22 protein-coding genes and 1 tRNA gene are annotated in these 19414 nt (G+C 71.1%); 7 read left to right on the forward strand and 16 right to left on the reverse strand.

Going from position 1 to position 19414, the window contains the following annotated elements:
- The 4 genes from AVP42_RS13800 to AVP42_RS13815 form a co-directional block, all read right to left on the reverse strand.
- A partial coding sequence (locus AVP42_RS13800; protein ID WP_067950021.1) for a hypothetical protein occupies positions 1–632 on the reverse strand: 632 nt, incomplete at its 3' end.
- A gap of 46 nt (positions 633–678) precedes the next feature.
- Entirely contained in the window at positions 679–2340 is a 1662-nt protein-coding gene (locus tag AVP42_RS13805) for an FAD-dependent oxidoreductase (protein ID WP_067950023.1), read from the reverse strand.
- Positions 2341–2344: 4 nt separating this feature from the next.
- Positions 2345–4612, reverse strand: a complete 2268-nt coding sequence (locus tag AVP42_RS13810; protein ID WP_067950025.1) for a PAS domain S-box protein — start codon at positions 4610–4612, stop codon at positions 2345–2347.
- A 102-nt stretch (positions 4613–4714) separates the two neighbouring features.
- The gene (locus AVP42_RS13815) at positions 4715–5026 is read right to left on the reverse strand and encodes a hypothetical protein (protein WP_067950027.1); all 312 of its coding nucleotides are present in this window, start codon (positions 5024–5026) and stop codon (positions 4715–4717) included.
- Between the two features lie 46 nt (positions 5027–5072).
- Here AVP42_RS13815 and AVP42_RS13820 point away from each other — a divergent pair.
- A tRNA-Leu gene (locus tag AVP42_RS13820) sits at positions 5073–5154 on the forward strand.
- Positions 5155–5234: 80 nt separating this feature from the next.
- Here AVP42_RS13820 and AVP42_RS17000 read toward each other — a convergent pair.
- On the reverse strand, positions 5235–5657 hold the full coding sequence (locus AVP42_RS17000) for a pyridoxamine 5'-phosphate oxidase family protein (protein WP_067950029.1): 423 nt from the start codon (positions 5655–5657) through the stop codon (positions 5235–5237).
- A gap of 86 nt (positions 5658–5743) precedes the next feature.
- Positions 5744–6145: a RidA family protein gene (locus tag AVP42_RS13830; protein ID WP_067950031.1), complete on the reverse strand. Its 402-nt coding sequence runs from the start codon at positions 6143–6145 to the stop codon at positions 5744–5746.
- Between the two features lie 110 nt (positions 6146–6255).
- Here AVP42_RS13830 and AVP42_RS13835 point away from each other — a divergent pair, with 110 nt between their 5' ends.
- Positions 6256–6648 (forward strand): helix-turn-helix domain-containing protein, encoded by a 393-nt coding sequence (locus AVP42_RS13835; protein ID WP_197467032.1) that lies wholly within the window; start codon positions 6256–6258, stop codon positions 6646–6648.
- A 7-nt stretch (positions 6649–6655) separates the two neighbouring features.
- On the opposite strand, the gene AVP42_RS13840 is transcribed toward AVP42_RS13835, so the two are convergent.
- Together AVP42_RS13840 and AVP42_RS13845 are read right to left on the reverse strand one after the other, a co-directional pair.
- Complete coding sequence (locus tag AVP42_RS13840; RefSeq protein WP_067950035.1) at positions 6656–7489, reverse strand: ABC transporter permease; 834 nt, start codon at positions 7487–7489, stop codon at positions 6656–6658.
- Between the two features lie 2 nt (positions 7490–7491).
- Positions 7492–8436: an ABC transporter ATP-binding protein gene (locus AVP42_RS13845; protein ID WP_067950097.1), complete on the reverse strand. Its 945-nt coding sequence runs from the start codon at positions 8434–8436 to the stop codon at positions 7492–7494.
- A gap of 336 nt (positions 8437–8772) precedes the next feature.
- Between AVP42_RS13845 and AVP42_RS13850 the strand changes: the two genes are divergently transcribed.
- Entirely contained in the window at positions 8773–9012 is a 240-nt protein-coding gene (locus tag AVP42_RS13850; RefSeq protein WP_067950037.1) for a hypothetical protein, read from the forward strand.
- A 57-nt stretch (positions 9013–9069) separates the two neighbouring features.
- On the opposite strand, the gene AVP42_RS13855 is transcribed toward AVP42_RS13850, so the two are convergent.
- Together AVP42_RS13855 and AVP42_RS13860 are read right to left on the reverse strand one after the other, a co-directional pair.
- Positions 9070–10002, reverse strand: coding sequence for a hypothetical protein (locus AVP42_RS13855; protein ID WP_157356850.1), 933 nt, complete (start codon positions 10000–10002; stop codon positions 9070–9072).
- Positions 10003–10292: 290 nt separating this feature from the next.
- Positions 10293–11237, reverse strand: coding sequence for a prolyl oligopeptidase family serine peptidase (locus AVP42_RS13860; RefSeq protein ID WP_067950041.1), 945 nt, complete (start codon positions 11235–11237; stop codon positions 10293–10295).
- A gap of 115 nt (positions 11238–11352) precedes the next feature.
- Here AVP42_RS13860 and AVP42_RS13865 point away from each other — a divergent pair, with 115 nt between their 5' ends.
- Entirely contained in the window at positions 11353–11970 is a 618-nt protein-coding gene (locus AVP42_RS13865) for a TetR/AcrR family transcriptional regulator (protein WP_067950043.1), read from the forward strand.
- Here AVP42_RS13865 and AVP42_RS13870 read toward each other — a convergent pair.
- Positions 11957–13120, reverse strand: coding sequence for a GDSL-type esterase/lipase family protein (locus AVP42_RS13870; protein ID WP_067950045.1), 1164 nt, complete (start codon positions 13118–13120; stop codon positions 11957–11959). The genes AVP42_RS13865 and AVP42_RS13870 overlap by 14 nt on opposite strands.
- 108 nt (positions 13121–13228) lie before the next feature.
- On the opposite strand from AVP42_RS13870, the gene AVP42_RS13875 reads away from it, so the two are divergent.
- Positions 13229–13852 carry a TetR/AcrR family transcriptional regulator gene (locus AVP42_RS13875; protein WP_067950047.1) on the forward strand — a complete coding sequence of 208 codons (624 nt, stop codon included), beginning with the start codon at positions 13229–13231 and terminating at the stop codon, positions 13850–13852.
- Between the two features lie 73 nt (positions 13853–13925).
- On the opposite strand, the gene AVP42_RS13880 is transcribed toward AVP42_RS13875, so the two are convergent.
- From AVP42_RS13880 to merB, 4 genes are all read right to left on the reverse strand, one after another.
- Positions 13926–14522, reverse strand: coding sequence for a DUF1992 domain-containing protein (locus AVP42_RS13880; protein ID WP_067950049.1), 597 nt, complete (start codon positions 14520–14522; stop codon positions 13926–13928).
- Positions 14523–14752: 230 nt separating this feature from the next.
- Positions 14753–15028, reverse strand: coding sequence for a hypothetical protein (locus AVP42_RS13885; protein WP_067950051.1), 276 nt, complete (start codon positions 15026–15028; stop codon positions 14753–14755).
- Between the two features lie 152 nt (positions 15029–15180).
- Entirely contained in the window at positions 15181–15618 is a 438-nt protein-coding gene (gene arfB / locus AVP42_RS13890; RefSeq protein WP_067950053.1) for an alternative ribosome rescue aminoacyl-tRNA hydrolase ArfB, read from the reverse strand.
- Between the two features lie 59 nt (positions 15619–15677).
- Positions 15678–16343, reverse strand: a complete 666-nt coding sequence (gene merB / locus AVP42_RS13895) for an organomercurial lyase (RefSeq protein WP_067950055.1) — start codon at positions 16341–16343, stop codon at positions 15678–15680.
- A gap of 237 nt (positions 16344–16580) precedes the next feature.
- Here merB and AVP42_RS13900 point away from each other — a divergent pair, with 237 nt between their 5' ends.
- Together AVP42_RS13900 and AVP42_RS13905 are read left to right on the forward strand one after the other, a co-directional pair.
- Positions 16581–18239 carry a thiamine pyrophosphate-binding protein gene (locus AVP42_RS13900; protein WP_067950057.1) on the forward strand — a complete coding sequence of 553 codons (1659 nt, stop codon included), beginning with the start codon at positions 16581–16583 and terminating at the stop codon, positions 18237–18239.
- 84 nt (positions 18240–18323) lie between these two features.
- Positions 18324–18566, forward strand: coding sequence for a DUF1653 domain-containing protein (locus AVP42_RS13905; protein ID WP_231878638.1), 243 nt, complete (start codon positions 18324–18326; stop codon positions 18564–18566).
- Positions 18567–18576: 10 nt separating this feature from the next.
- Here AVP42_RS13905 and AVP42_RS13910 read toward each other — a convergent pair whose 3' ends face one another.
- Positions 18577–19371 carry a ZIP family metal transporter gene (locus AVP42_RS13910; RefSeq protein ID WP_067950059.1) on the reverse strand — a complete coding sequence of 265 codons (795 nt, stop codon included), beginning with the start codon at positions 19369–19371 and terminating at the stop codon, positions 18577–18579.
- Between the last annotated feature and the right edge of the window lie 43 nt (positions 19372–19414).

Genomic DNA, 19414 nt, shown 5'->3' on the forward strand with positions numbered 1-19414 from the left:
GCCTCGGCCCGTTCGGCCTCGGCGCGGTCGCCGGCGAGGTCGGCGTCCTCCTCGGGCGCGGACTCTGCGGCTGGCGCGTCCCCTCCCGCGTCGCCGGCCGCGACCGGCGCGCGCGGCACGTCACGGACCTCCCCCGCGACGGCGCCCGACACGTCCACCTCCGACCCGACGGCCTGCAGCGACCGCACCAGCCGCCCGGTCAGCACGGCCGCACCCGCCTCGGCCGACACCGTCGCCGCGACGAGGGTCTGCTCGACCTCGTCGAGCACCGCGCGCGACGGACTCCGATCCGCGGCCTCCGCGAGCTCGGTCGCCTGCCGCAGGAGCCCCGCGACCGCTCGACGCCGTTCGGCGACGAGCGCCGTGAGCGCGCGGCCGTCGCCCGAGCCCTGCGCGTCGGCGAGCTCCCCGCCGAGGCCCACGAGGTCGCCCACGTCGTCGGCGTGCTCGCGCGCGAGGCGGTTCACGATCCACGCCGCCGGCGACGGTCGCTTCAACCCCGAGATGCGCTTGGACAGACCCCGGTCCGACGCCTTCGCCTCCGCCGCGCGGGCGTTGCGCGCCGCCGTGAACTCCTCCGGCACGAGCGCGTACAGTGCGTCGGCCGCGTCGGTCAGGGCATCGGTCGCCATCGCCCCATCATGTCGCGAACGGATGCCACGCGGCATCCGCTCGCCCTCAGACCGTCTCGAGGTACTGGTGCACGAGACTCACCGCGAGCGCCCCCTGCCCGACGGCCGACGCGACGCGGCGCATCACGTCGTGGCGGACGTCGCCCGCCGCGAAGATGCCCGGCACGCTCGTCTCGAGCAGCAGCGGGTCGCGCCGCAGCGTCCACCCGCGCGGCCGCCGACCGTCGTGCACGAGGTCCGGTCCCGTGAGCACGAACCCGTGGTCGTCGAGCTCGAGCAGTCCGCGCACGAGGTCGGAACCGGGGACCGCGCCGATGAAGATGAACATCGCGTCGGCGGGCAGGTCCTCCTCGGCGCCCGTCACCGTGTCGCGCACCGTCATCGAGGTCAGGCGGTCCTCCCCCTCGAGCTCGGTCACCTGGGCGTGCGGTCGCACGGTGATGTTCGGCGTCGCCTCGATCTGGTCGATGAGGTACTGCGACATGCTCTTCGCGAGCGAGTCGCCGCGAACCAGGATCGTCACGTGCTCGGCGTACCGCGACAGGAACATCGCACCCTGGCCGGCCGAGTTCGCACCGCCGACGACCACCACGCGGCATCCGCTGTAGCTGACGGCCTCGCTCGCCGCGGCACCGTAGTAGACGGATGCCCCGTTGAGCCGTTCCTCGCCGGGGATGCCGAGGGTGCGCGCCTCGACGCCGGTCGAGAGCACCAGCGCCCGGGAGCGCAGCTCGCTGCCGTCGTCGAGCGTGACGATCTTGTACGAGTCCTCCACCCGGATGCCCGTGACCGCCTGCGGATTCAGGATCTCCGCGCCGAGCCGCTTGGCCTGCGTGACGGCGCGGCGCGCGAGGTCGGCACCGCTGATGCCGTGCGGGAAGCCGAGGTAGTTCTCGATGCGGGAGCTCGTGCCCGCCTGGCCGCCCGGCACCTCGCGCTCGATCACGGCCGTCCGCAGCCCCTCGGACGCGCCGTACACCGCCGCGGCGAGACCCGCCGGCCCGGCGCCGATCACGATCAGGTCGTAGAAGGGCGCCTGCGGCGGCGCGCGCAGCCCGATGCGCTCGGCGAGCTCGTGCAGGTCGGGGCACGAGAGCACCGTGCCGTCCGGCAGGAACACCACCGGCAGGCGGGTGCTGCCGGGCGTGGTCGCCTCGACGAGGGCCCGCGCCCCCTCGTTGCGCTCGATGTCGAGCCACTGGTACGGGATCTGGCTCCGCGCGAGGAAGTCCTTCACCGCGTGCGTCGTCGGCGACCACAGCGCCCCGGCGACCCGGATGCCCTCGTAGACCGGCGGCGTGTTCGCCTGCCAGTCGTCGAGGAGGTCGTTCAGCACCGGGAAGAACCGCTCCTCGGGCGGATCCCACGGCTTCAGCAGGTAGTAGTCGAGGTCGATCTTGTTGATGCTCGTGATCGCGGCATCCGTGTCGGCGTACGCCGTGAGGAGTACGCGCTTCGCGTCGGGGTAATGCGCGATGGCCTCGGTGAGGAACTCGGTGCCCGACATGCCGGGCATGCGCTGGTCGACCACGAACAGAGCCACCGGCGTGCCGCGGCGCTCGAACTCGGCGATCGCCTCGAGCGCCTCCTGGCCCGAGCCGGCCTTCACGATGCGGTAGTCCTCGCGGTACCGCGACTGCAGGTCGCGGGCGACCGCGTTCAGCACCTGCGGCTCGTCGTCGACGGTCATGATGACGGGCTTCGCCATCCGATCACCCCTCCTCCTGCTGCAGGGCGCCGGCCGGCGCGCCGGTCTCGCCGTCGGGTGCGACGCCGATCGGCAGGCGCACCGTGAACCGCGTGCACCCGTCGCGCGACTCGAGGTCGAACTCGCCGCCGTGCTTCTTCACGATGATGTTTCGCGAGATCGCAAGGCCCAGGCCGGTGCCCTCGCCGGGGGCCTTCGTCGTGAAGAACAGGTCGAAGAGCTTCGAACGGATGTCGGCGGGCACGCCCGGCCCGTCGTCCTCGACCTGCACCTCGACCCGGTCGCCCGCGCGTCGCGCCCGCAGCGTGAGCGTGCCCTGGCCGCCCATCGCGTCGATGGCGTTGTCGATGAGGTTGGTCCACACCTGGTTGAGCTCGCTCGCGTAGGCCTGGATCAGCGGCAGGTCGGCGTCGAACTCGCGCACCACTCGCACGCCGTGCTTGAGCTTGTTGTGCAGGATCACGAGCGTGTCGTCGAGGCCCGTGCGCACGTCGACGTCCTGGACCGGGGTCTGGTCCATGTACGTGTACATCTTGAGCGCCCTCACGAGTTCGACGATGCGGTTCGTCCCCACCACGATCTCCGACAACAGGGCGTAGATGGCGGACTTCAGTCCCAGCCACTCCACGACGACCGGTAGCCGCTCATCGCCGAACACCATGCCGAGCTCGTCCAGGCCGTCGCGCGTGACGCCGAGGTTCACGATCGAGGCGGCCAGGTCGCCGCCGGAGCGGACGTCGTAGCGCTCCAACCAGTCCTCGACCTCGGCCTCGCGGTCGCTGCGCTCGACCGCGCCGAGTTCGACCGGATCCCGCGCCCGCCGCGCCGCGAGCGCGTCGAGCTCGCGGAGCTTGTCGAGCCGGGAGCCGTAGAGGCCGAGCCGTCCGAGCTCGATCTGCGCCTCCTGCAGCCGCGCGAACACCTCCGAGGCCTGGGCGGCCCCGCGCTGGGCAGCAGATGCCGGATTGTTCATCTCGTGCGCCATGCCCGCGCTCAGCCGTCCGATGGAGGCCATCTTCTCCTGCAGGAGCAACTGGTCCTGCATGCTGTTGATGCGCTGGATGGTCTCCTCGAGGGCGGCGTTGCGCGCCCGGAACTCCGCCTCCTTCGCGCGGAACTCCTCCTCGCTGCGACGCAGCGCCGCTTCGGCCGCCCGGCGCTCCGCGAGGTCGCGGATGATGCCGGTGTAGTACCGGTCGCCGCCCACGGTCCAGGTCGAGAGCGAGAGCTCCACGGGGATCTCGGCGCCCGACGCCGTGAGCGCCTCCAGCTCGACCGTCGTGCCGATGACGTGGGCCTCGCCCGTGGCCGCGTACCGCGCCATCCCGGCGCGGTGCTGCTCGCGATACCGCGCGGGGATCACGAGTTCGAGCGAGCGGCCCAACGCGTCGGCCTCGCTGTGCCCCAGGATGCGAGTGGCCGCGGGGTTCCACGACACGATGCGCCCGGTGTGGTCGGCCGAGATGATGGCGTCGACGGCGGAGTCGGTCACCGACCGGAACCGCTCCTCGGCGCGGACGCGATCGCTGATGTCGCGGATGATCCCGGTGTAGTAGCGGTCGGCGTCGAGGAACCAGGTGCTGAGCGCCAGTTCGATGGGGAACTCCGTGCCGTCGCTGCGGAGCCCCGCGAACTCGACCGTCCGTCCGATGAGGTTCGTCGGACCGCCGTGGCTGACGCGTTCGATCGCGGTGCGATGCCGTTCGCGGAACCGTTCGGGGATGATGAGGTCGAGCGTCCGCCCGACGGCCTCCTCCTCGGCGTGACCGAACAGGTCGGCGGCGGCGCTGTTCCAGCTGCGGATCACGCCGTCGGCGTCGGTGGAGATGATCGCGTCGATCGCCGACTCCATCACGGAACGGAACTTCGCCTCCGACTCCCGCAGCGCCGCCCGCGACCGCGAGATCGTCACCTGCCGTTGCACCCGCGCGAGCGCCTCGTGCGGATCGAGCGGCGTCGAGATCAGGTCGTCGCCGACCTGCAGCCCCCGCACCCGGAGCTCGACGTCGGACTCGGCGACGAGGAACACGACGGGCAGGTCGCGCGCGCGACCCGCGTGGTGCAGGTCAGCGGCGAGCTCGAACGGGTCCGCCCGCTCGAGTCCGACGTCGACCACGATGAGATCGGGCGCGGCCGCGAGCGCCTCGGTCGACCGCTCCAGGTCGCCGGGCGCGTGCACCACGTCGTACGCGTCGACGCCGAGCAGGTCCCGCAGATCGCCGGCTGCCCGGGCGTCGTCGGAGACGACGAGGATCACTCCGCGGTCGCCCACGAGCCCCACCTCCCCCGCTGCATCGCGCCGGACGGCTCACCGCCAGAGTAGCGACGCGCCCGAGGCGCGGCCAGCGTCGACGGAGGCCCCGAACAGGGGGCGTCAGTTGCCGACGGTCGCGAACAGGATGAGCGCTCCCTGGCTGACGAACACGAACCCGCCGAGGATGATCGCGGCCATCGAGATCCATCCCGGTCCCGTCGACGGATCCTCCCGGAACCGTCGACGACCCTGCACACCGAGCGCAACCGCGATCCCCGAGACCCCGAGCGCCCACAGTGCCGGCAGCGCCAACGAAAGGGCGGCGAGCAGCAGCCCGATCACCGCCGCGGGCGACACGGTGCCGAACCAGCGGAGCGCGCCGCCGCGCGGGGCACCGTCGGCGTCGCCGCCGCCATCCGGTCGTTGCACCATGCGCCCCAGTCAACCGCATCGCGCCGCCTAGACTGAACGGGCACTCGCGGGAGTGGTGAAATCGGCAGACACGCAGGATTTAGGTTCCTGTGCCTTCGGGCGTGTGGGTTCAAGTCCCACCTTCCGCACTGGACCGGATTGGACTGGACTGGCTGGCTCTCCCTGACCGAAGGCGCGCGCCGGGGTGCGTCCGGCGGGCGATCGCAACCTAGATGCGGTAGCGCTGGACTCGCTCTGGGTGCAGCACGAGCCGCACCACCTCGCTGCGGTGCAACGCGCGGATCGCAGCGCGGTTCGCCTCCAGGTCGGCGCCGTAGTACCGATCGATCAACCGGAGCATGAGCTCGCGTGCGCCCTCCTCGTGGTGGTCGATGCGGCCCTCGATCGACACCCAGTGTTCGGGTTCGCCCACCGGCGCAGCGACGATCACCGATGCGCGGGGGTCCTCTCGAAGCCGAGCCAGACGCGGCGTTCCCACCACGCTGAACATCTGGAGACGTCCTCCGTCGGCGACCTCGAACCACACCGGTCTCGGAGCCGGCCATCTCGAAGGGTGGGGGCGAACGGTGAGCATGGCGTGAAGCGGGCGGTTCAGCAGCTCGAGGTCGTCTGCCGTGAGTTCCGGATTCATGGGATCCTCCGATCGGGGCGCGGTTCGACCCGCGCCGCGCACGCGGACGCCGGGCGGAGCGAAGCCGCTGCCGTGGTGCGCATCAGTCACTCGACGATCGCGGACGCTTCGATCTCCACGCGGATGCGAGGGTCGAAGAGCGCCGCGACGCCGATGAGGGAGGCCGGCGCGGCAGTGAGGCCGAGTTCCGCCACCGCCTGCTCGTGACCTTGCATGAACTGCGGCATCTGGTCGAGGGACCACTCGGTCACGAAGACGCGATATCGCGTGACATCCGCGAAGGTCGCCCCAGCGGCGTTCAGGGCCCGACCGACGTTGCGATAGGCCTGCACGAGCTGGCCGGCGAGGTCGTCGGCGACCAGCTCGGCGCTCTCGTCCCATCCGACCTGACCGGCGACTTCGACGAGCCGGGATCCGACCGACGATGAGACCTGGCGGTAGATGGGCGAATCGAACAGGTCGTCGGGGGTGATGAGCTGCACAGCCATGAGTTCTCCTTCCAGCGTGCCCCTCGCGTGAGACGGCGAGGATGTGGTATCTCATGTGTACTAGGTCTACTCTGGATACTTCAACGATACCTGGGTGAATGGAGGAAACCGTGGCCGACGGAAGTGGCCTGGACGAGCTCGTGGGCGAACGTCGGCGTCTGCTCGACGAGGTGCTCGACAAGTGGTCGATCTCGGTGCTGATGCTGCTCTGCGACTCCCCCCAGCGCTTCAGTCGCCTGAAGAGGAGCCTCGGCGGGATCACCCAGAAGTCGCTCACCCTGACGTTGCGGCGACTCGAACGGAACGGCATGGTCGAGCGCATCGTGATCTCGTCGTCCCCGGTCGCCGTCGAGTACCGCATCACCGAGCTCGGTCGCTCGATCGAATCCCCGCTCGTCGCGATGAGCGAGTGGGCGGTCGCGAACCTGACCGCCGTCGACCAGGCGCGCGCCCGGTACGACGCGCGCCTGGATGCCGACGGGGAGGGACGCGGTAGCCGGTGACCCGACGCTAGACGTCCCGCTTCTTCGTCACGACCAGGGCGATGACCTGGAGTCCGACCGCCCACGCCGCCATCGTGAGTCCACCTTCCAGGGGGCTGAGCGCGCCGTCGGTGGTACTGACGGCGACCATCTGCTGGCCCGCCTCTCCGGGCAGGAACCGCCCGACGTCCGCGACCCAGTCGGCCAACCCCGCGAGGGTCTGGAGCACCACCGGCAACACGAAGAAGACGCCGACGACGGTGACGATACCGCCGGCCGTGTTGCGCAGGAGCGTGCCGGTGGCCATCGAGATCAGTGCGACGAGCGCCAGGAACGTCCCGGTGTTGACCACGCTGAGGAAGACGCCCTCCTCGCCGAGGGCGAACCCGAGGCCCTGCGCATCGAGGATCGGCTGCGTGACGAAGTAGGACCCGAGAGCGCTGACGAATCCGACGACGAACGAGATCGCCGCGATGACCGCCGCCTTGGCAACCAGCGCCTGCGTGCGCCCGGGGACCGCCACCATGGTCGAGCGGATCATGCCGGTACCCCATTCCGAGGCGACGAGCACCACGGCGAGCGAGGCGATGAGCAGCTGCCCGAATGCCAGGCCGGATGAGGGGACGGCGAACGCGGCGCCGGGCGGCGCGGCATCGGCGGCCAAGCCCAGCGACCAGGCCACCACCGCGGCGAGCCCGATCATCACCACGAGGGTGATGACGATCAGGATGACCGTCGACGGAACGGTGGTGACCTTGATCCACTCGGACCTCAGCACGCGACCGAAGGTGATCCCGGAGCCGGCCTCGGCGCGGGTGGTCGGCGTGGTCGGTATGGACGAGGTTGCGGTGGGTGCGGTCATGGTCAGCGTCCTTCCGTGGATGCGAGGGTCGAGGTGTTCGAGAGGCTTCGGGATTCGTATTCGACTTCGCCCCTCGTCAACTGCATGTATGCGCCCTCGAGCGACAGTTGCAGCGGTGTGAGTTCGTAGACCAGGACGCGCTCTCGGAGGGCGACCTCCGCGACACGACGCGCCTCGACGCCGCTGATCTCGACGAGCTCGGGTTCGAGCACCTGCGAGGTCACGCCGTCGCCGGCGAGTGCCCCGAGGAGGTCCTGTGGGCGTTCCGCTCGCACCCGGACGCGCGCCGTGCTCTGCGCGTCGATGATGGACTGGATCGGCGCGTCCGCGATGATCCGGCCACGTCCGATGACGATGAGGTGGTCCGCGGTCAGCGCCATCTCCGACATGAGATGCGACGACAGGAAGACCGTGCGACCTTCGCCGGCCAGATCCCGGGCGAGATGCCGGACCCACTGGACGCCCTCGGGATCGAGGCCGTTCACCGGCTCGTCCAGGATCACGGTGTGCGGATCCCCGAGCAAGGCGACCGCGATGCCGAGCCGCTGGCCCATGCCGAGCGAGAATCCGCCGACGCGCTTCCTGGCGACGGGGCCGAGCCCGGTGAGCTCGATGACGTCGTTCACCCGGCGGTTCGGGATGCCATGCGTCGCCGCCATGGCCCGGAGGTGGTTGTAGGCGGAGCGCCTGGTGTGGACCGCCTTGGCGTCGAGGAGCGCGCCGACTTCGTGAAGCGGGGCCTTGTGCGCTGCGTACGGCCGCCCGTTCACGGTGACGCGTCCGCCGGTCGGGTTGTCGAGGCCCATGATCATGCGCATGGTGGTGGACTTGCCGGCCCCGTTCGGGCCGAGGAACCCGGTCACGCGTCCGGGCTGGACGGTGAACGAGACGGTATCGACGGCCGTCTTGCGGCCGTATCGCTTCGAGAGGGCTTGTGCTTCGATCATCATCTTTCTTCCTGCTCGTTCGCACGAGCATCGGGATCGGTGGTTCCGTCCCCCGCAATGAGAAACGGTGTGCTCAGGACAGGGTCAAGCGGGCGGATCGCGGCCTCCCGGATTCCGGGAACCCGAGGATCAGGGATGGGCGGAGGTTCTCCCGCAGGATGCGAAAGGGTCGCGGCCAGAAGCCGACGCGTAGTCGGATGTCGATGGACCCGGGGTCGATTGCCATGGACCCATTGCACTCGGACGGAGCAAGGGCGGGTAGTGCCGTGGTGTCACCCGCTGTCATGACACGATGTCACTACCGGGCAGCCGGAGGCGCGGCCATCCTCGAGGATCATGAGAATCCTCGATCTCGCGCTCAGCGCCGTCATCATCCTGTCGGCGATGGTCTTCTCGGCCTACATCGGCCACTACTACTTCGACTTCGGCCTGTTCACCGCGCTGCCCGACAGCGTGGCCCGGGTCTTCACGAGCCTGCCAGCCATCCAGTACGTGGCAGTCGGCGTCGCCGCGTCCGCGTTGATCGCGAAGATCCCGGTCGGCCGAGCCATCAAGCGGCAGGAAGCGGTGGGTTGACCTTCGGATGGCACGGGAGTCACCCGGTGGCGCCGCCGGCACTCGCGGCCGACTGGATCAGTCGTCTCGAGCGAGCAGCCCGTCCACGACGGCTCGTGCATGCTCGGATTCCGCGTCGCCACGCCAGCGGACCTGGACGAGGTCTCGACCGAGGACGACCGTCGCCATCCAGACGCCCTCGTCGAGCTGCACGCGCAGCGCCCCGTCGGTCTCCGTCGAGGCCGAACCTTCGGGGAGCGCCTCATCGGCCGGCTGCATCCATCCGCCGTCGGGAACGACGAGCACCTGAAGGCGTTCGTCATCACCGAAGTCGAGTTCGCACACGGTGGATCCCGTGAGATCGATGGCGGTGTTCGTCATCGAGCGCCTCGGCACCCGATCGGGTGCGAGGGCGGACCCGTCGACGCCCGCCGCATCCGCACCCTGCCCGAGCAGGGCGCGGCACCGTTCGGTTCGGTGTCGCACCTGGGGCCGAGGCGTCTCGACCGACTCGGCGCTCGCGACCAGGAGCGGCAGCAGCGTCGCGCCGAGGTCGCGGAGGGCTGCCGTCGATTGCGCCGGCCCCGACGGCATGCCGAACGCGCTGATCTCGGCGAAGACCTCGCCCGACAGCACGGACAACGTGCAGCTCGCCGGCTCCCCCGGTTCGCAGACGATGCCGGAGGCATCGCCGAGCGTGTCGTCCCATTGGTTGTGGCCGCTCCCGCTCACGTAGCCCTGCCAGTACTCGGCCCCGTGGGGTGTCGCACGGAGGACGATCGCCGGAGCGTCGCGTTCCACGACGAATCCGTCGACGACGATCGACGAGCCCCAGGAGCATTCGATGCCGTTGTCCTGCAGGATGACCGGATCCGGGAGGTGCGCCTCCGGCGCATCGACCCGCGCACCGAGGAGTTCGCTCGCGGCTCCTGGACCGATGAGCGTGTCGCAGGTCAGCCCGGGGAACCCGGGCGCCGGCGGGTCGATTTCCGCGGGCGCGCTGTCGGGCACGGGGTTCTCGGCAGGTGCGGTGGGCTCCTCCCGAATCGGCTGCGGGATCCCGGCGCAACCGGCGGACAGCACGACGGACAGTGCCGCGATGCAGCCGACTGCGAGTCGAATCGTCGCCGACATCCGGTGAAGGGCGAGGTCCCTGGGTCGCGGTTCGGCCATGTCGTTCCTTTCCGCACGGCGGCGTCGATCCTTCGGGCGGGACTCCAGGGTGGGCGGGCGGCCATCCTAGTCAGCGCCGCCGTCGAGCATGCGGTGTCGACCGTCGTCCCGCCGTTTCGGGCGCGGTGCTACTTGCTGTCCACGCGACCGATCGGTTCGGTGCTGGCCTCGAATGCGGCTCGAGCGGCGGGCCAGCTGTGCTCGTCGAGGTGGAGTGCGGTGCGGAGGTACGCACTGGTCAGACGCTGGATGACCGCGACGCGTTCGGGGCTCTCGTCGGTGGTCTCGGCGACCTCGTAACCGACGATGCCGCCGAGTGCGTGCTCGGCACCGTGGAACGTGAGCAGGTCGGTGGCGCCGGGGCTGTGCGTGTAGGCGTCGGTGAACCAGTCTGGCCCTCGGCTGGACATCTTGGACTGGTCCCGGTCGCCCGCGACGACGAGGGTCGGGGTGTCCATCTCCCGGAACGAGGGGTGCATGAACGGGAAGTTCGCCTGTGCGAAGGGGTGCAGGTGGTCACCGCCGAGTCCGGTGGCGGAGAGGAGGATGCCCGCGCTGACGCGGGCGTCGGACAGGTCATCACCGACGTTGCCCGCTTCGTCCAGGATTCGCGCGCCCAACAGCGACTGCACGGTCTGCCCGCCCCACGAGTGTCCGGCAGCAGCGACGCGGCTCCGATCGACGCGTCCGGCGAGGCCCGGAACGGCCGCCTCGATGGTGTCCAACTGATCGAGGATGCGGGTGAGGTCCGCGATCCGCTCGGTCCAGATGCTCGGGAACACCGGGTGCTCGAACCCGAAGCCGTACCGGCGCGAGTCGAGGTGCGTGGGCTGGATCACCACGAAACCGCGGGACGCCCAGAACGCCGCGAGGGGTGCGTACCCGTCGAGGTTCCAGCCGTTGCCGTGCGAGAACACCACGACGGGCAGGTCCGATCCCGTCACCGGCGCGGAGATGCGCGCGACGAGGGGCACCGGTCTGCCGGGTGCGGAGAGTTCGATCGGGGCGGCGGAGACGACGGGGTTGCCGGCGCCGACGACGCCGTCCAAGGCGTGCAGGATCGAGGAGGTCATGGCGAAGTCCCTTTCTGAGAGGCGCCTTCTGCGATACTGATATCGGAGCGCCGCTCCGCAACAATACGGAGCGCTGTTCCGTTAAGCAAGTCCATCGTCGAGCCGAGGATGAATCATGACGCCCGAACCGATCGAGCGACCCGCCGAGGCGGAGGCGACCCGCCGCGTCGGCCGTCCACGCCGGGACCAGCACGAGCTCCTCGCGGCGGCCGCGGCCGTGTTCGTGGAGCACGGCGTCGATGCCCCGGTCCGGGTGATCGCCGCCCGGGCCGGCGTCGGGATGGGCACCATCTACCGCCATTTCCCCACGCGAGCAGAGCTGGTCGTCGCCGTGTATCGACACCAGGTCGAGGCGTGCGCGGAAGCCGGACCGAGGCTGCTGGCCGAGAGTGCGACCGCAGAGGCGGCATTGCGGGCATGGGTGGCGTTGTTCGTGGAGTTCCTCGTGACCAAGCACGGACTCGCCGGCGCGCTGCGCGGCGACAATGCAGGATCCGACGCGCTCCACGGGTACTTCGTCGACCGCCTCGTCCCCGTCTGCGGTTCGCTCCTCGATGCCGCGCGGGCGGAGCGGGGGCCCTCCTCGGCCGGGCAGCCGGTCGTGAACGGGTACAGCCTGCTGAAGGGCATCGGCAACCTCTGCATCGGAGCCGCCGGCGATTCCGACTACGACGCCGACCAGCTGGTGCAGGCCCTCGTCTCGGGCGCACTCGCCGGCATCAGTTCCACCTGAGGCCGGCGAACGGGCCGTCGGCCGCGAAGGCGAAGTCGGCGAAACGCTCTCCGATCACTCGATGAGTGGCGCTGTCGGGATGGAGGCCGTCCGGGAGCGGACGGGCCTGCGCATCCGCCTCTCCATACAGGACCGTGCCGTCGAGGTACTGGAGCGCTGCGTCATCCCGTTGACGCTCCTGGACGAGGGTGGCGAGCAGGTCGCGTACCACGCGAAGGGTGAGCCGCCCGGAGGTCTCGTCTGCGTCGCCCGCCGCGACGAAGGATGCGCGACCCGTGTCGAAGGACGCCGGGTCGATGATCGTCGGCCCGACCGTGTTCTCATGTATGGCCGCGTACAGCGGCGAGATGACGAGGATCGGCGTACGTGGGTGCCCCTCGCGGATGGTGTCGAGGAAGCCGCGCACGGCGGGAACGAACGCGCGCCGACGCATGGCATCGAGATTGACCACGTTGATGCCGAGCTTCAGGCTGATCAGGTCCGCAGGCGTGTCGCGGATCACGCGCGCCATGAACGGATCGACCGCCGCGCTCCCGCCGACACCGAGGTTGCGCAGATCGACGCCGGCGCGTTGCGCGGCCACGGCGACCCACGTTCCGGTCGGGCTCGTGGCATTCGAACCCTGGCTGATCGAACTGCCGTGGTGCACCCACACCGGTCCGGCCGATGGTGCTGGAACCGCGGCCTCATCGGCGCGCAGCTCGAGGAGCTCGACGCTTTCGTTGTGGGGAAGCCAGATCTCGACGCGCTTGCTTCGAGCGGGCAGTCCTTCGAACCGAGCGACATGGACGTCACCGCGCACGAGATCGACCTGTCCGGTGCGGAGATCCGTCTCGTACACGTCTCCCCCGCTCAGCACGGACCGGTCGAGGACGACGCGGTCGGCCGCGAGTTCGATGTTGCCGCGCGGGCGTTCGAAGCCCCGGTATCCGACGCGAGTCGCATGGACGACCAGCTCCACGACGGTCGCACTGGTGACGAACGCGACTCGGACTCCCGCCGGTTGACCTGCCGCCATCATGAGTTGCGGGTCGGGGAATTGTTCCCGGACCCAGCGCGGGAGCCGATGCACTCGGATGCCTCCGCGAGAGGTGACCTCCGAATCGAGGACGCCGCTGATCAGGTCCGGGGTGATCGGGATGGCATGCATGGTCGACTCCTCTCCGCGAGACCTGAAGCCTACGAGACGGGTCGTCTTGTGTCAAAACGCTCCGTCTCGTCAAGAGACGCGGCGTTCCATTTCCGCTAGGATCGGCGCATGTCGACGTCCCCACCAGACTCGTATCGTCGGAACGAGCACGCCCGCCGGGCGATCCTCGATGCCGCGATCGACACCGCGATCGAAGTCGGGTACGAGAAGACCTCGATCGAAGGGATCGCCAAGCGGGCACGGGTGGGAAAGCAGACCATCTACCGCTGGTGGCCCTCGAAGGGCGCCGTGCTCCTGGAGGCACTGCAGCAGCGGATGGGCCGGGACGGCGAGCTCGCGGACACCGGCGACCTGTTCGCCGATCTCCGGGGCGAGTTGCTCAGGGCCGCCCACCTCTACGGAGCGACGCCGATCGGGGCGGTCTACCATGCGCTGCTCACCGCCAGCCTCTCCGACGCCGCACTTGCGGAGGCACACGACGCGATGGTTCGCCCCGGCATCGACGCCCTCCGGCGGCGACTCGAGGCCGCGCAGGAACTCGGTCACATCCGCCCCGACATCGATGCGGCCACCCTGGTCGACATGCTTTACGGCACCATCCTCTTCCAAGTGCTGCTTCGCACTCGTCCGCTCGCCCCCGGCCAGGTCGACGAGTCGCTCCGGATCATCCTCGACGGGGTGCGCCCGCGGCCGACGCTCGAGGGCGGCGCTCGACCCGCGGCGTCCGAGTAGGGCGCCCGCACCCTGCGCCCGCATCGCGCATCCACCGACTGGGCGAGCAGCCGGCGCGGCCGCGTCACCCGGCTCAGTCGCGGCGACGCCACCACCTCGACCGGGTCGATCGTGCCGCCTGCTCCTGGCGTTCGCGCTCCTCGGCCGCACGCCGCTGGCGCGCCTCGCGGCGTTCGCGCCAGGCGCGGACCTCACGGTCGGCATCGCGAGTCGGGGTGACGACGGGCGGCCCGCCCAGCAGTTGGCGGCGCGCCTCGATCACGCGTCGGTTGAAGTCCTCGATCGCCTCGCGGACCTCCGACTCGCGATGCATCCGGTCGAGCCGGTCGTCGAGTTCGGCGTCCTCCACGCGGAGGGTCAGCGCGGGCGGTCCGAGTCCGGTGAGCCGCTCGCGCTCGATCTTCCGACGGATCCACCAATCCGCGTCATGCCGCCCATTCAGTCCCTCGAGCGGCTTCCCCGCGCCGGGCAGGTCGTCGAACTCCCCGCGTCGGATGGCCTGCTGGATGACGTTCTCGACGTACGCCGCGCGTTCGGCCGCGTTGGACCAGCGGGGACCGTCCGGTGCCCGCTCGGCCGTGTCGGGGTCCTCGCCGCGGGCGAGGGCCTCCTCTCGCGCGACGCGATCCGACCGGTACTGCGACGCGGCGCGCTGGGGATCCTCGCTCATCCTCGACCTCCTCGCGGCGACGGGCGTCCGTCTTCCACGATACGTCGGGCGGCGAAGCGCCCGGCCGGCGGAGGCGCCGCTCAGCGGGGCGGGCACGGAACGGCATGGGACCCTCGGGCTCTGCCCGAGGGTCCCACGAAAGCTCGGCTGGGTCGCACGTCCGCTGCGAGGAGTGGCCCGGCCCGTCCGCGCGTGAGGGGGATTGCTCCCCGCTCACTCGTCGATGCGACTCAGCGTCGGTCGGCGCGCTCGTCGCGGTCGGCGAAATCGCGGCTTCCGGCCTTCGCGAGGCCGCGGCTGATCATGTATCCGATCGTCAGCAGGGTGACGAAGAACCACGCCTGCTCGGCGCCGAATCCCTGTCCGTCCTCACCGTTGTCGACGACCGCCGACGCGATCAGGACGCCCACGAGGACCACGACGTACGCGATGAACTCGGTGGTCTTGAACGCGGCCTTGGTCTCGGTCGATCGTCGGGTCTCGACGTTCCGGGTGGTGTTCGTCATCAGATGTGTGCCCTTCGGGTTGGCAGTCAGGTGTTGCCCGGTGCGAGATGCACCGCCGTACACCCAATCAGTCGGTGGGCGATCGCGGAGGGGTATTGACATCCGTCGGGAGCAGCAGGAGAAATCACGCCGAGGGCCGCGGCTCGCGATCCTCAGTCCTGGGGAGGGCGCCGCAGGCGCTTCACGTCGGTCCGCCGCTTCTTCGCGTCCAGGCGCCGTTCCTTCGCGCCGCGGCTCGGCTTGGTCGGTCGCCGCGGGGGCGACGGCGGGCGCAGCGCCTCGGCCACCACGTCGGCCAGGCGAGCACGCGCCGCGTCCCGGTTGCGCAACTGCGCACGGTGCTCGGACGCGGCGATAGTGAGCACTCCGCCGACGAGGCGATTCCCCAGCCGTTCGAGGAGGCGTTCCCGCTGGGCCGGGGAGAGGACGGCCGACGCCGCGACGTCCCACACGAGTTCGACCCGGGAGTCGGCGGTGTTGACACCTTGACCGCCGGGACCAGACGACCGCGAGAACCGCCAGCCGAGTTCCGCCTCCGGGATCGTCAACGCCGCGTCGACGCGAAGACCGGGACGGTGGGCGGCGGGCATGCCACCATCATCCACCGCCCGATGGCGCCCGCGGCATCCGTCACCGACCTTCGGCCCGCTCAACTCCCCCAGAACGGCCCGGTGAGCCCGACGCTCGCGAAGTACTCCCGCGCCTCGGCCGGCTCACGGCGGCGATAGGGCGAGTCCAGGCGGCCCTCGTACCAGTGCGCGGCGAGCCGCCAGAGCGTCGGCAGGTCCATGACGTACCCCCGCTCGTTTCCCGTACGCGAGAGCCAGGCATCGACGCAGTCCTCGGAGCAGAAGATGCGCTGGTGCGAACAGGTGTGCACCACGTCGTCCCACACGTGCGCGACCGGCACCAGGAAGTGCGCGACCTGCGGCGCGTCGGGCTCCTCCGCCCGCGAGACCGTCCAGGCGTGCGGGCTCCCGCACGCGGGGCAGGTCGTGGCGATGAGCGCGTGCGGCTCGTCGGGCACGAGGTGCGGGATCGCGAACGCATCCCACGCGCAGCCGCCCCACCAGATGGTGCGTCCGCCCATGACCGAGAACCCGAAGCTGCGGGTCGCGAACGGATGCGCGAGCACGATCCGGTGCTCCTCGTCGAAGACGACATGGCGGGCGGCCGCCAGGCGTTCGAGGGCGTCGGCGACCTCGGCCTCGCTGAGCGAGGCGTGCGCAGCGAGGGCATCGGCGGCGGGCATCCGCCCGCTTGCGGCGAGTCCGCGGTAGACAGCGAGGCGGACCGCCTCATCGCGATCGTCCATGGGTGAAGTCTCCTCCCGCGCAGGGCACGACGCCAGTGCCGGCGTCGGCGCACCCGTCACGCCGGGTCGTCGCAGCCGGGCGTCCCACCCCGCCGGACGCCCGGTAGACTCGGCCCGTCCAGGCGCTCCGATGCGCCGGTGCTCGGAAAAGGGGCACGAAGCGACGCAGCCGTCCCGGCTCCTCGCGAGACACATACGGAACCCCTCCCCGTCCGTCATGTCTCGAGAGGCTTCGCCATGCCCACCGTCTCCGCGCACGTCGCCCGCACCCTCGCCGCCCACGTCGACCACGTCTTCGGGGTGATGGGCAACGGCAACGCCTACTTCCTCGATGCGCTCGAGCGCGAGACGGATGCCGCGTTCGTCGCCGTCCGCCACGAGGTCGGCGGGGTCGTCGCCGCCGACGCGCACTTCCGGGCGTCGGGCCGGCTGGCCGCGGCGACCGCGACGTACGGCGCCGGGTTCACCAACACGCTCACGGGCCTCGCGGAGGCCGTCCAGGCGGGAGTCCCGCTCGTGCTCGTCGTCGGCGACGAACCCACCTCGGGTCCGCGGCCGTGGGGCGTCGACCAGATCGCGCTCGCATCGGCGGTGGGCGCGCGCACCTACACGGTGGGGCGAACGGATGCCGCAGCGACGACGGTGATCGCGATCGAGCACGCCCTGTCGTACCGGGTGCCGACGGTGCTCGCGATCCCCTACGACGTCGCGTCGTTCGAGGCGGGCGATGTGCCGCCCACCGTGCCGCTCCGGCTGCCGGCGCCGCTCGAGCCGGCGGGCGACTTCGGCGCGACGGCGATCCGTCGCCTGGCGGAGCGGCTCGCGATCGCGGAGCGGCCCCTCCTGCTCGCCGGCCGCGGCGCGTGGCTCGCCGGTGCCGGTGCGGCGCTGGGCGAGCTCGCCGCGGCGACGGGCGCGCTGACGGCGACCACGGCGCTCGGGCGCGGCATCTTCCCCGACGCGCGCTTCGACCTCGGGGTGGCGGGCGGCTTCGGCGCCGAGGGCGCGATGGAGCTCGTGCGGGAGGCCGACGTCGCGGTCGTGTTCGGCGCGTCGCTCAACCAGTTCACGATGCGGTTCGGCGAGCTGTTCGCTCCGGGTGCGCACGTGACGCAGGTCGACACGGCGCCCACGGCGACGCATCCGCACGTCGGTGCGTACGTCCGCGGCGATGCGGCGCTCGTGGCGCGGGCCCTCGTCGCCGAGCTCGGTGCGACCGGGACGTCGCGACCCGACGGCGGATGGCGCGAACGCGTCGACGTCGCGGCATCCGTTCGGCACGACCCGGGCACGGGCACCGCCGAGGATGGCCGGCTCGACCCGCGGTCGGTCGCTGCGCGGCTGGCCGAACTGCTGCCGGAGGACCGCGTGGTCGTCTCGGACGGCGGGCACTTCATCGGCTGGGCGAACATGTACTGGCCCGTCGCCTCGCCCGACCGGATGATCATGGTCGGCACCGCGTTCCAGTCGATCGGACTCGGCTTCCCGAGCGTGCCGGGCGCTGCGGCGGCGCGGCCCGACGCGACGGTCGTGCTCACGACGGGCGACGGCGGCGGCCTCATGGCGCTCGCCGATCTCGAGTCGGCGGTGCGCACCGCGGGCGGGCGCGGCATCGCCGTCGTGTGGAACGATGCCGTCTACGGGGCCGAGGTGCACGTCTACGGCGCGAAGGGCCTCGCACCCGAGCCGATGCGGATCCCCCAGGCCGACTTCGCGGGACTCGCCGCGGCGGTCGGCGCGGAGGCCGTCGTGGTGCGTGAGCTCGCCGACCTCGATCGGCTCGCCGAGTGGGCGGCGGAGCCCGTCGGCGAGCGCCGGTTCCTGCTGCTCGACTGCCGGGTCTCCGACCGGGTCGTCGCGCCGTACCAGCGGGAGATCCTGCACGCGAACCGCTGAGGGCGGGAGCACCTCGACCCCGCCTCGCACCGTCGGCGGCGGCGTCGGGGATGAGCGGGCCGCGGCATCCGTACGATGGGGCGGGTGACCGCCCCCGAACCGACGCCGGACATCGAACCCGGCCTGTACGAGCACTACAAGGGCCCCCGCTACGAGGTGCTGACCACCGCCCGGCACAGCGAGACGGAGGAATGGCTGGTGGTGTACCGCCAGCTGTCCGGCGACCGCGGGACCTGGGTGCGGCCCGCGGCGATGTTCGCCGAGGCCGTCGTGCACGAGGGGCGCACCGTGCCGAGGTTCCGCCGCATCGCCGAGCCCGACGGCTGATCGTCGGCGGTCAGGCCAGCGACAGCACGAACGACAGCACGAACCCCGCGGCCGTGCTCATCGCCACCGCAGGGCCCCCGTGCTCGTACGCCTCGGGCATGATCGTGTCGGCGAGCGAGGCGATGACGGCGCCGGCGGCGAATGCGAGCGGCAGCGAGACGGTCTCCGGGTCCGAGTTCGCGAGCGGCCCGGCACCGACGACCACCGCGATCACGAGGAGCACCGCGCAGCCCGTCCAGAGGCTCAGGATGGAGGCGGTCGAGCGCCCCTGCGACCGCATCGACGACGCGCCGACGAGTGCCTCCGGCAGGTTCGAGACGAAGATCGCCGCGAGCAGCGCGAGCCCCCCGGAGCCGGCGGCGCCCAAGGAGACGCCGAGGGCCAGGTTCTCCGGCACCCCGTCAAGGGTCACCGCGGCGAGGAGCGCGAGGCCGGCCGTGCCGCGGGTCGACGCCGACGTGGGCGGACGGTCGGACGCCGCGGCATCCGTGTCGAGCTTCACGCTGCCCTCGACTTCGGCGGTCGGCTTCGCCCGCCGCGTCGGCTGCGCCCAGCGGTCGAGCAGCGCGCTCAACCCGGTGAAGACGACGGCGCCGACGAAGAGGCCGATCGCGGCGCGCACGATGCCACCCTGCTCGTAGGCGTCCTCGAAGAGCTCGAAGGCGAGCGCGGTGATGAGGGCGCCTGCCGCGAACGACAGCAGCATGGCCAGCAGGCGCTTCGGGAACGCGACGCGCACGCCGAGGAACGCGCCCAGCAGCAGTGCGCTGGACGCGACCGCGCCGAACAGGAGCGCCGTGCCCACGGGCTCAGTATGGAGCGCCGCCCCGACGGCGCGGAAGGTGGTT

The organism is Agromyces sp. NDB4Y10, assembly GCF_001620055.1.
Classification (GTDB): domain Bacteria; phylum Actinomycetota; class Actinomycetes; order Actinomycetales; family Microbacteriaceae; genus Agromyces; species Agromyces indicus.

What these genes read in the sequence shown, in the direction of transcription:
- AVP42_RS13830 (WP_067950031.1), bottom strand. Translation starts at nt 6,145, where the DNA reads ATGGCTGTGCAGCTCATCACCCCCGACGACCTGTTCGATTCGCCCATC.
- arfB (WP_067950053.1), bottom strand. Translation starts at nt 15,618, where the DNA reads ATGCCCGCCGCCCACCGTCCCGGTCTTCGCGTCGACGCGGCGTTGACG.
- AVP42_RS13815 (WP_067950027.1), bottom strand. Translation starts at nt 5,026, where the DNA reads ATGGTGCAACGACCGGATGGCGGCGGCGACGCCGACGGTGCCCCGCGC.
- AVP42_RS13860 (WP_067950041.1), bottom strand. Translation starts at nt 11,237, where the DNA reads ATGACCTCCTCGATCCTGCACGCCTTGGACGGCGTCGTCGGCGCCGGC.
- AVP42_RS13850 (WP_067950037.1), top strand. Translation starts at nt 8,773, where the DNA reads ATGAGAATCCTCGATCTCGCGCTCAGCGCCGTCATCATCCTGTCGGCG.
- AVP42_RS13805 (WP_067950023.1), bottom strand. Translation starts at nt 2,340, where the DNA reads ATGGCGAAGCCCGTCATCATGACCGTCGACGACGAGCCGCAGGTGCTG.
- AVP42_RS13875 (WP_067950047.1), top strand. Translation starts at nt 13,229, where the DNA reads ATGTCGACGTCCCCACCAGACTCGTATCGTCGGAACGAGCACGCCCGC.
- AVP42_RS13865 (WP_067950043.1), top strand. Translation starts at nt 11,353, where the DNA reads ATGACGCCCGAACCGATCGAGCGACCCGCCGAGGCGGAGGCGACCCGC.
- AVP42_RS13845 (WP_067950097.1), bottom strand. Translation starts at nt 8,436, where the DNA reads ATGATCGAAGCACAAGCCCTCTCGAAGCGATACGGCCGCAAGACGGCC.
- merB (WP_067950055.1), bottom strand. Translation starts at nt 16,343, where the DNA reads ATGGACGATCGCGATGAGGCGGTCCGCCTCGCTGTCTACCGCGGACTC.
- AVP42_RS13885 (WP_067950051.1), bottom strand. Translation starts at nt 15,028, where the DNA reads ATGACGAACACCACCCGGAACGTCGAGACCCGACGATCGACCGAGACC.
- AVP42_RS13870 (WP_067950045.1), bottom strand. Translation starts at nt 13,120, where the DNA reads ATGCATGCCATCCCGATCACCCCGGACCTGATCAGCGGCGTCCTCGAT.
- AVP42_RS13840 (WP_067950035.1), bottom strand. Translation starts at nt 7,489, where the DNA reads ATGACCGCACCCACCGCAACCTCGTCCATACCGACCACGCCGACCACC.
- AVP42_RS13880 (WP_067950049.1), bottom strand. Translation starts at nt 14,522, where the DNA reads ATGAGCGAGGATCCCCAGCGCGCCGCGTCGCAGTACCGGTCGGATCGC.
- AVP42_RS13900 (WP_067950057.1), top strand. Translation starts at nt 16,581, where the DNA reads ATGCCCACCGTCTCCGCGCACGTCGCCCGCACCCTCGCCGCCCACGTC.
- AVP42_RS17000 (WP_067950029.1), bottom strand. Translation starts at nt 5,657, where the DNA reads ATGAATCCGGAACTCACGGCAGACGACCTCGAGCTGCTGAACCGCCCG.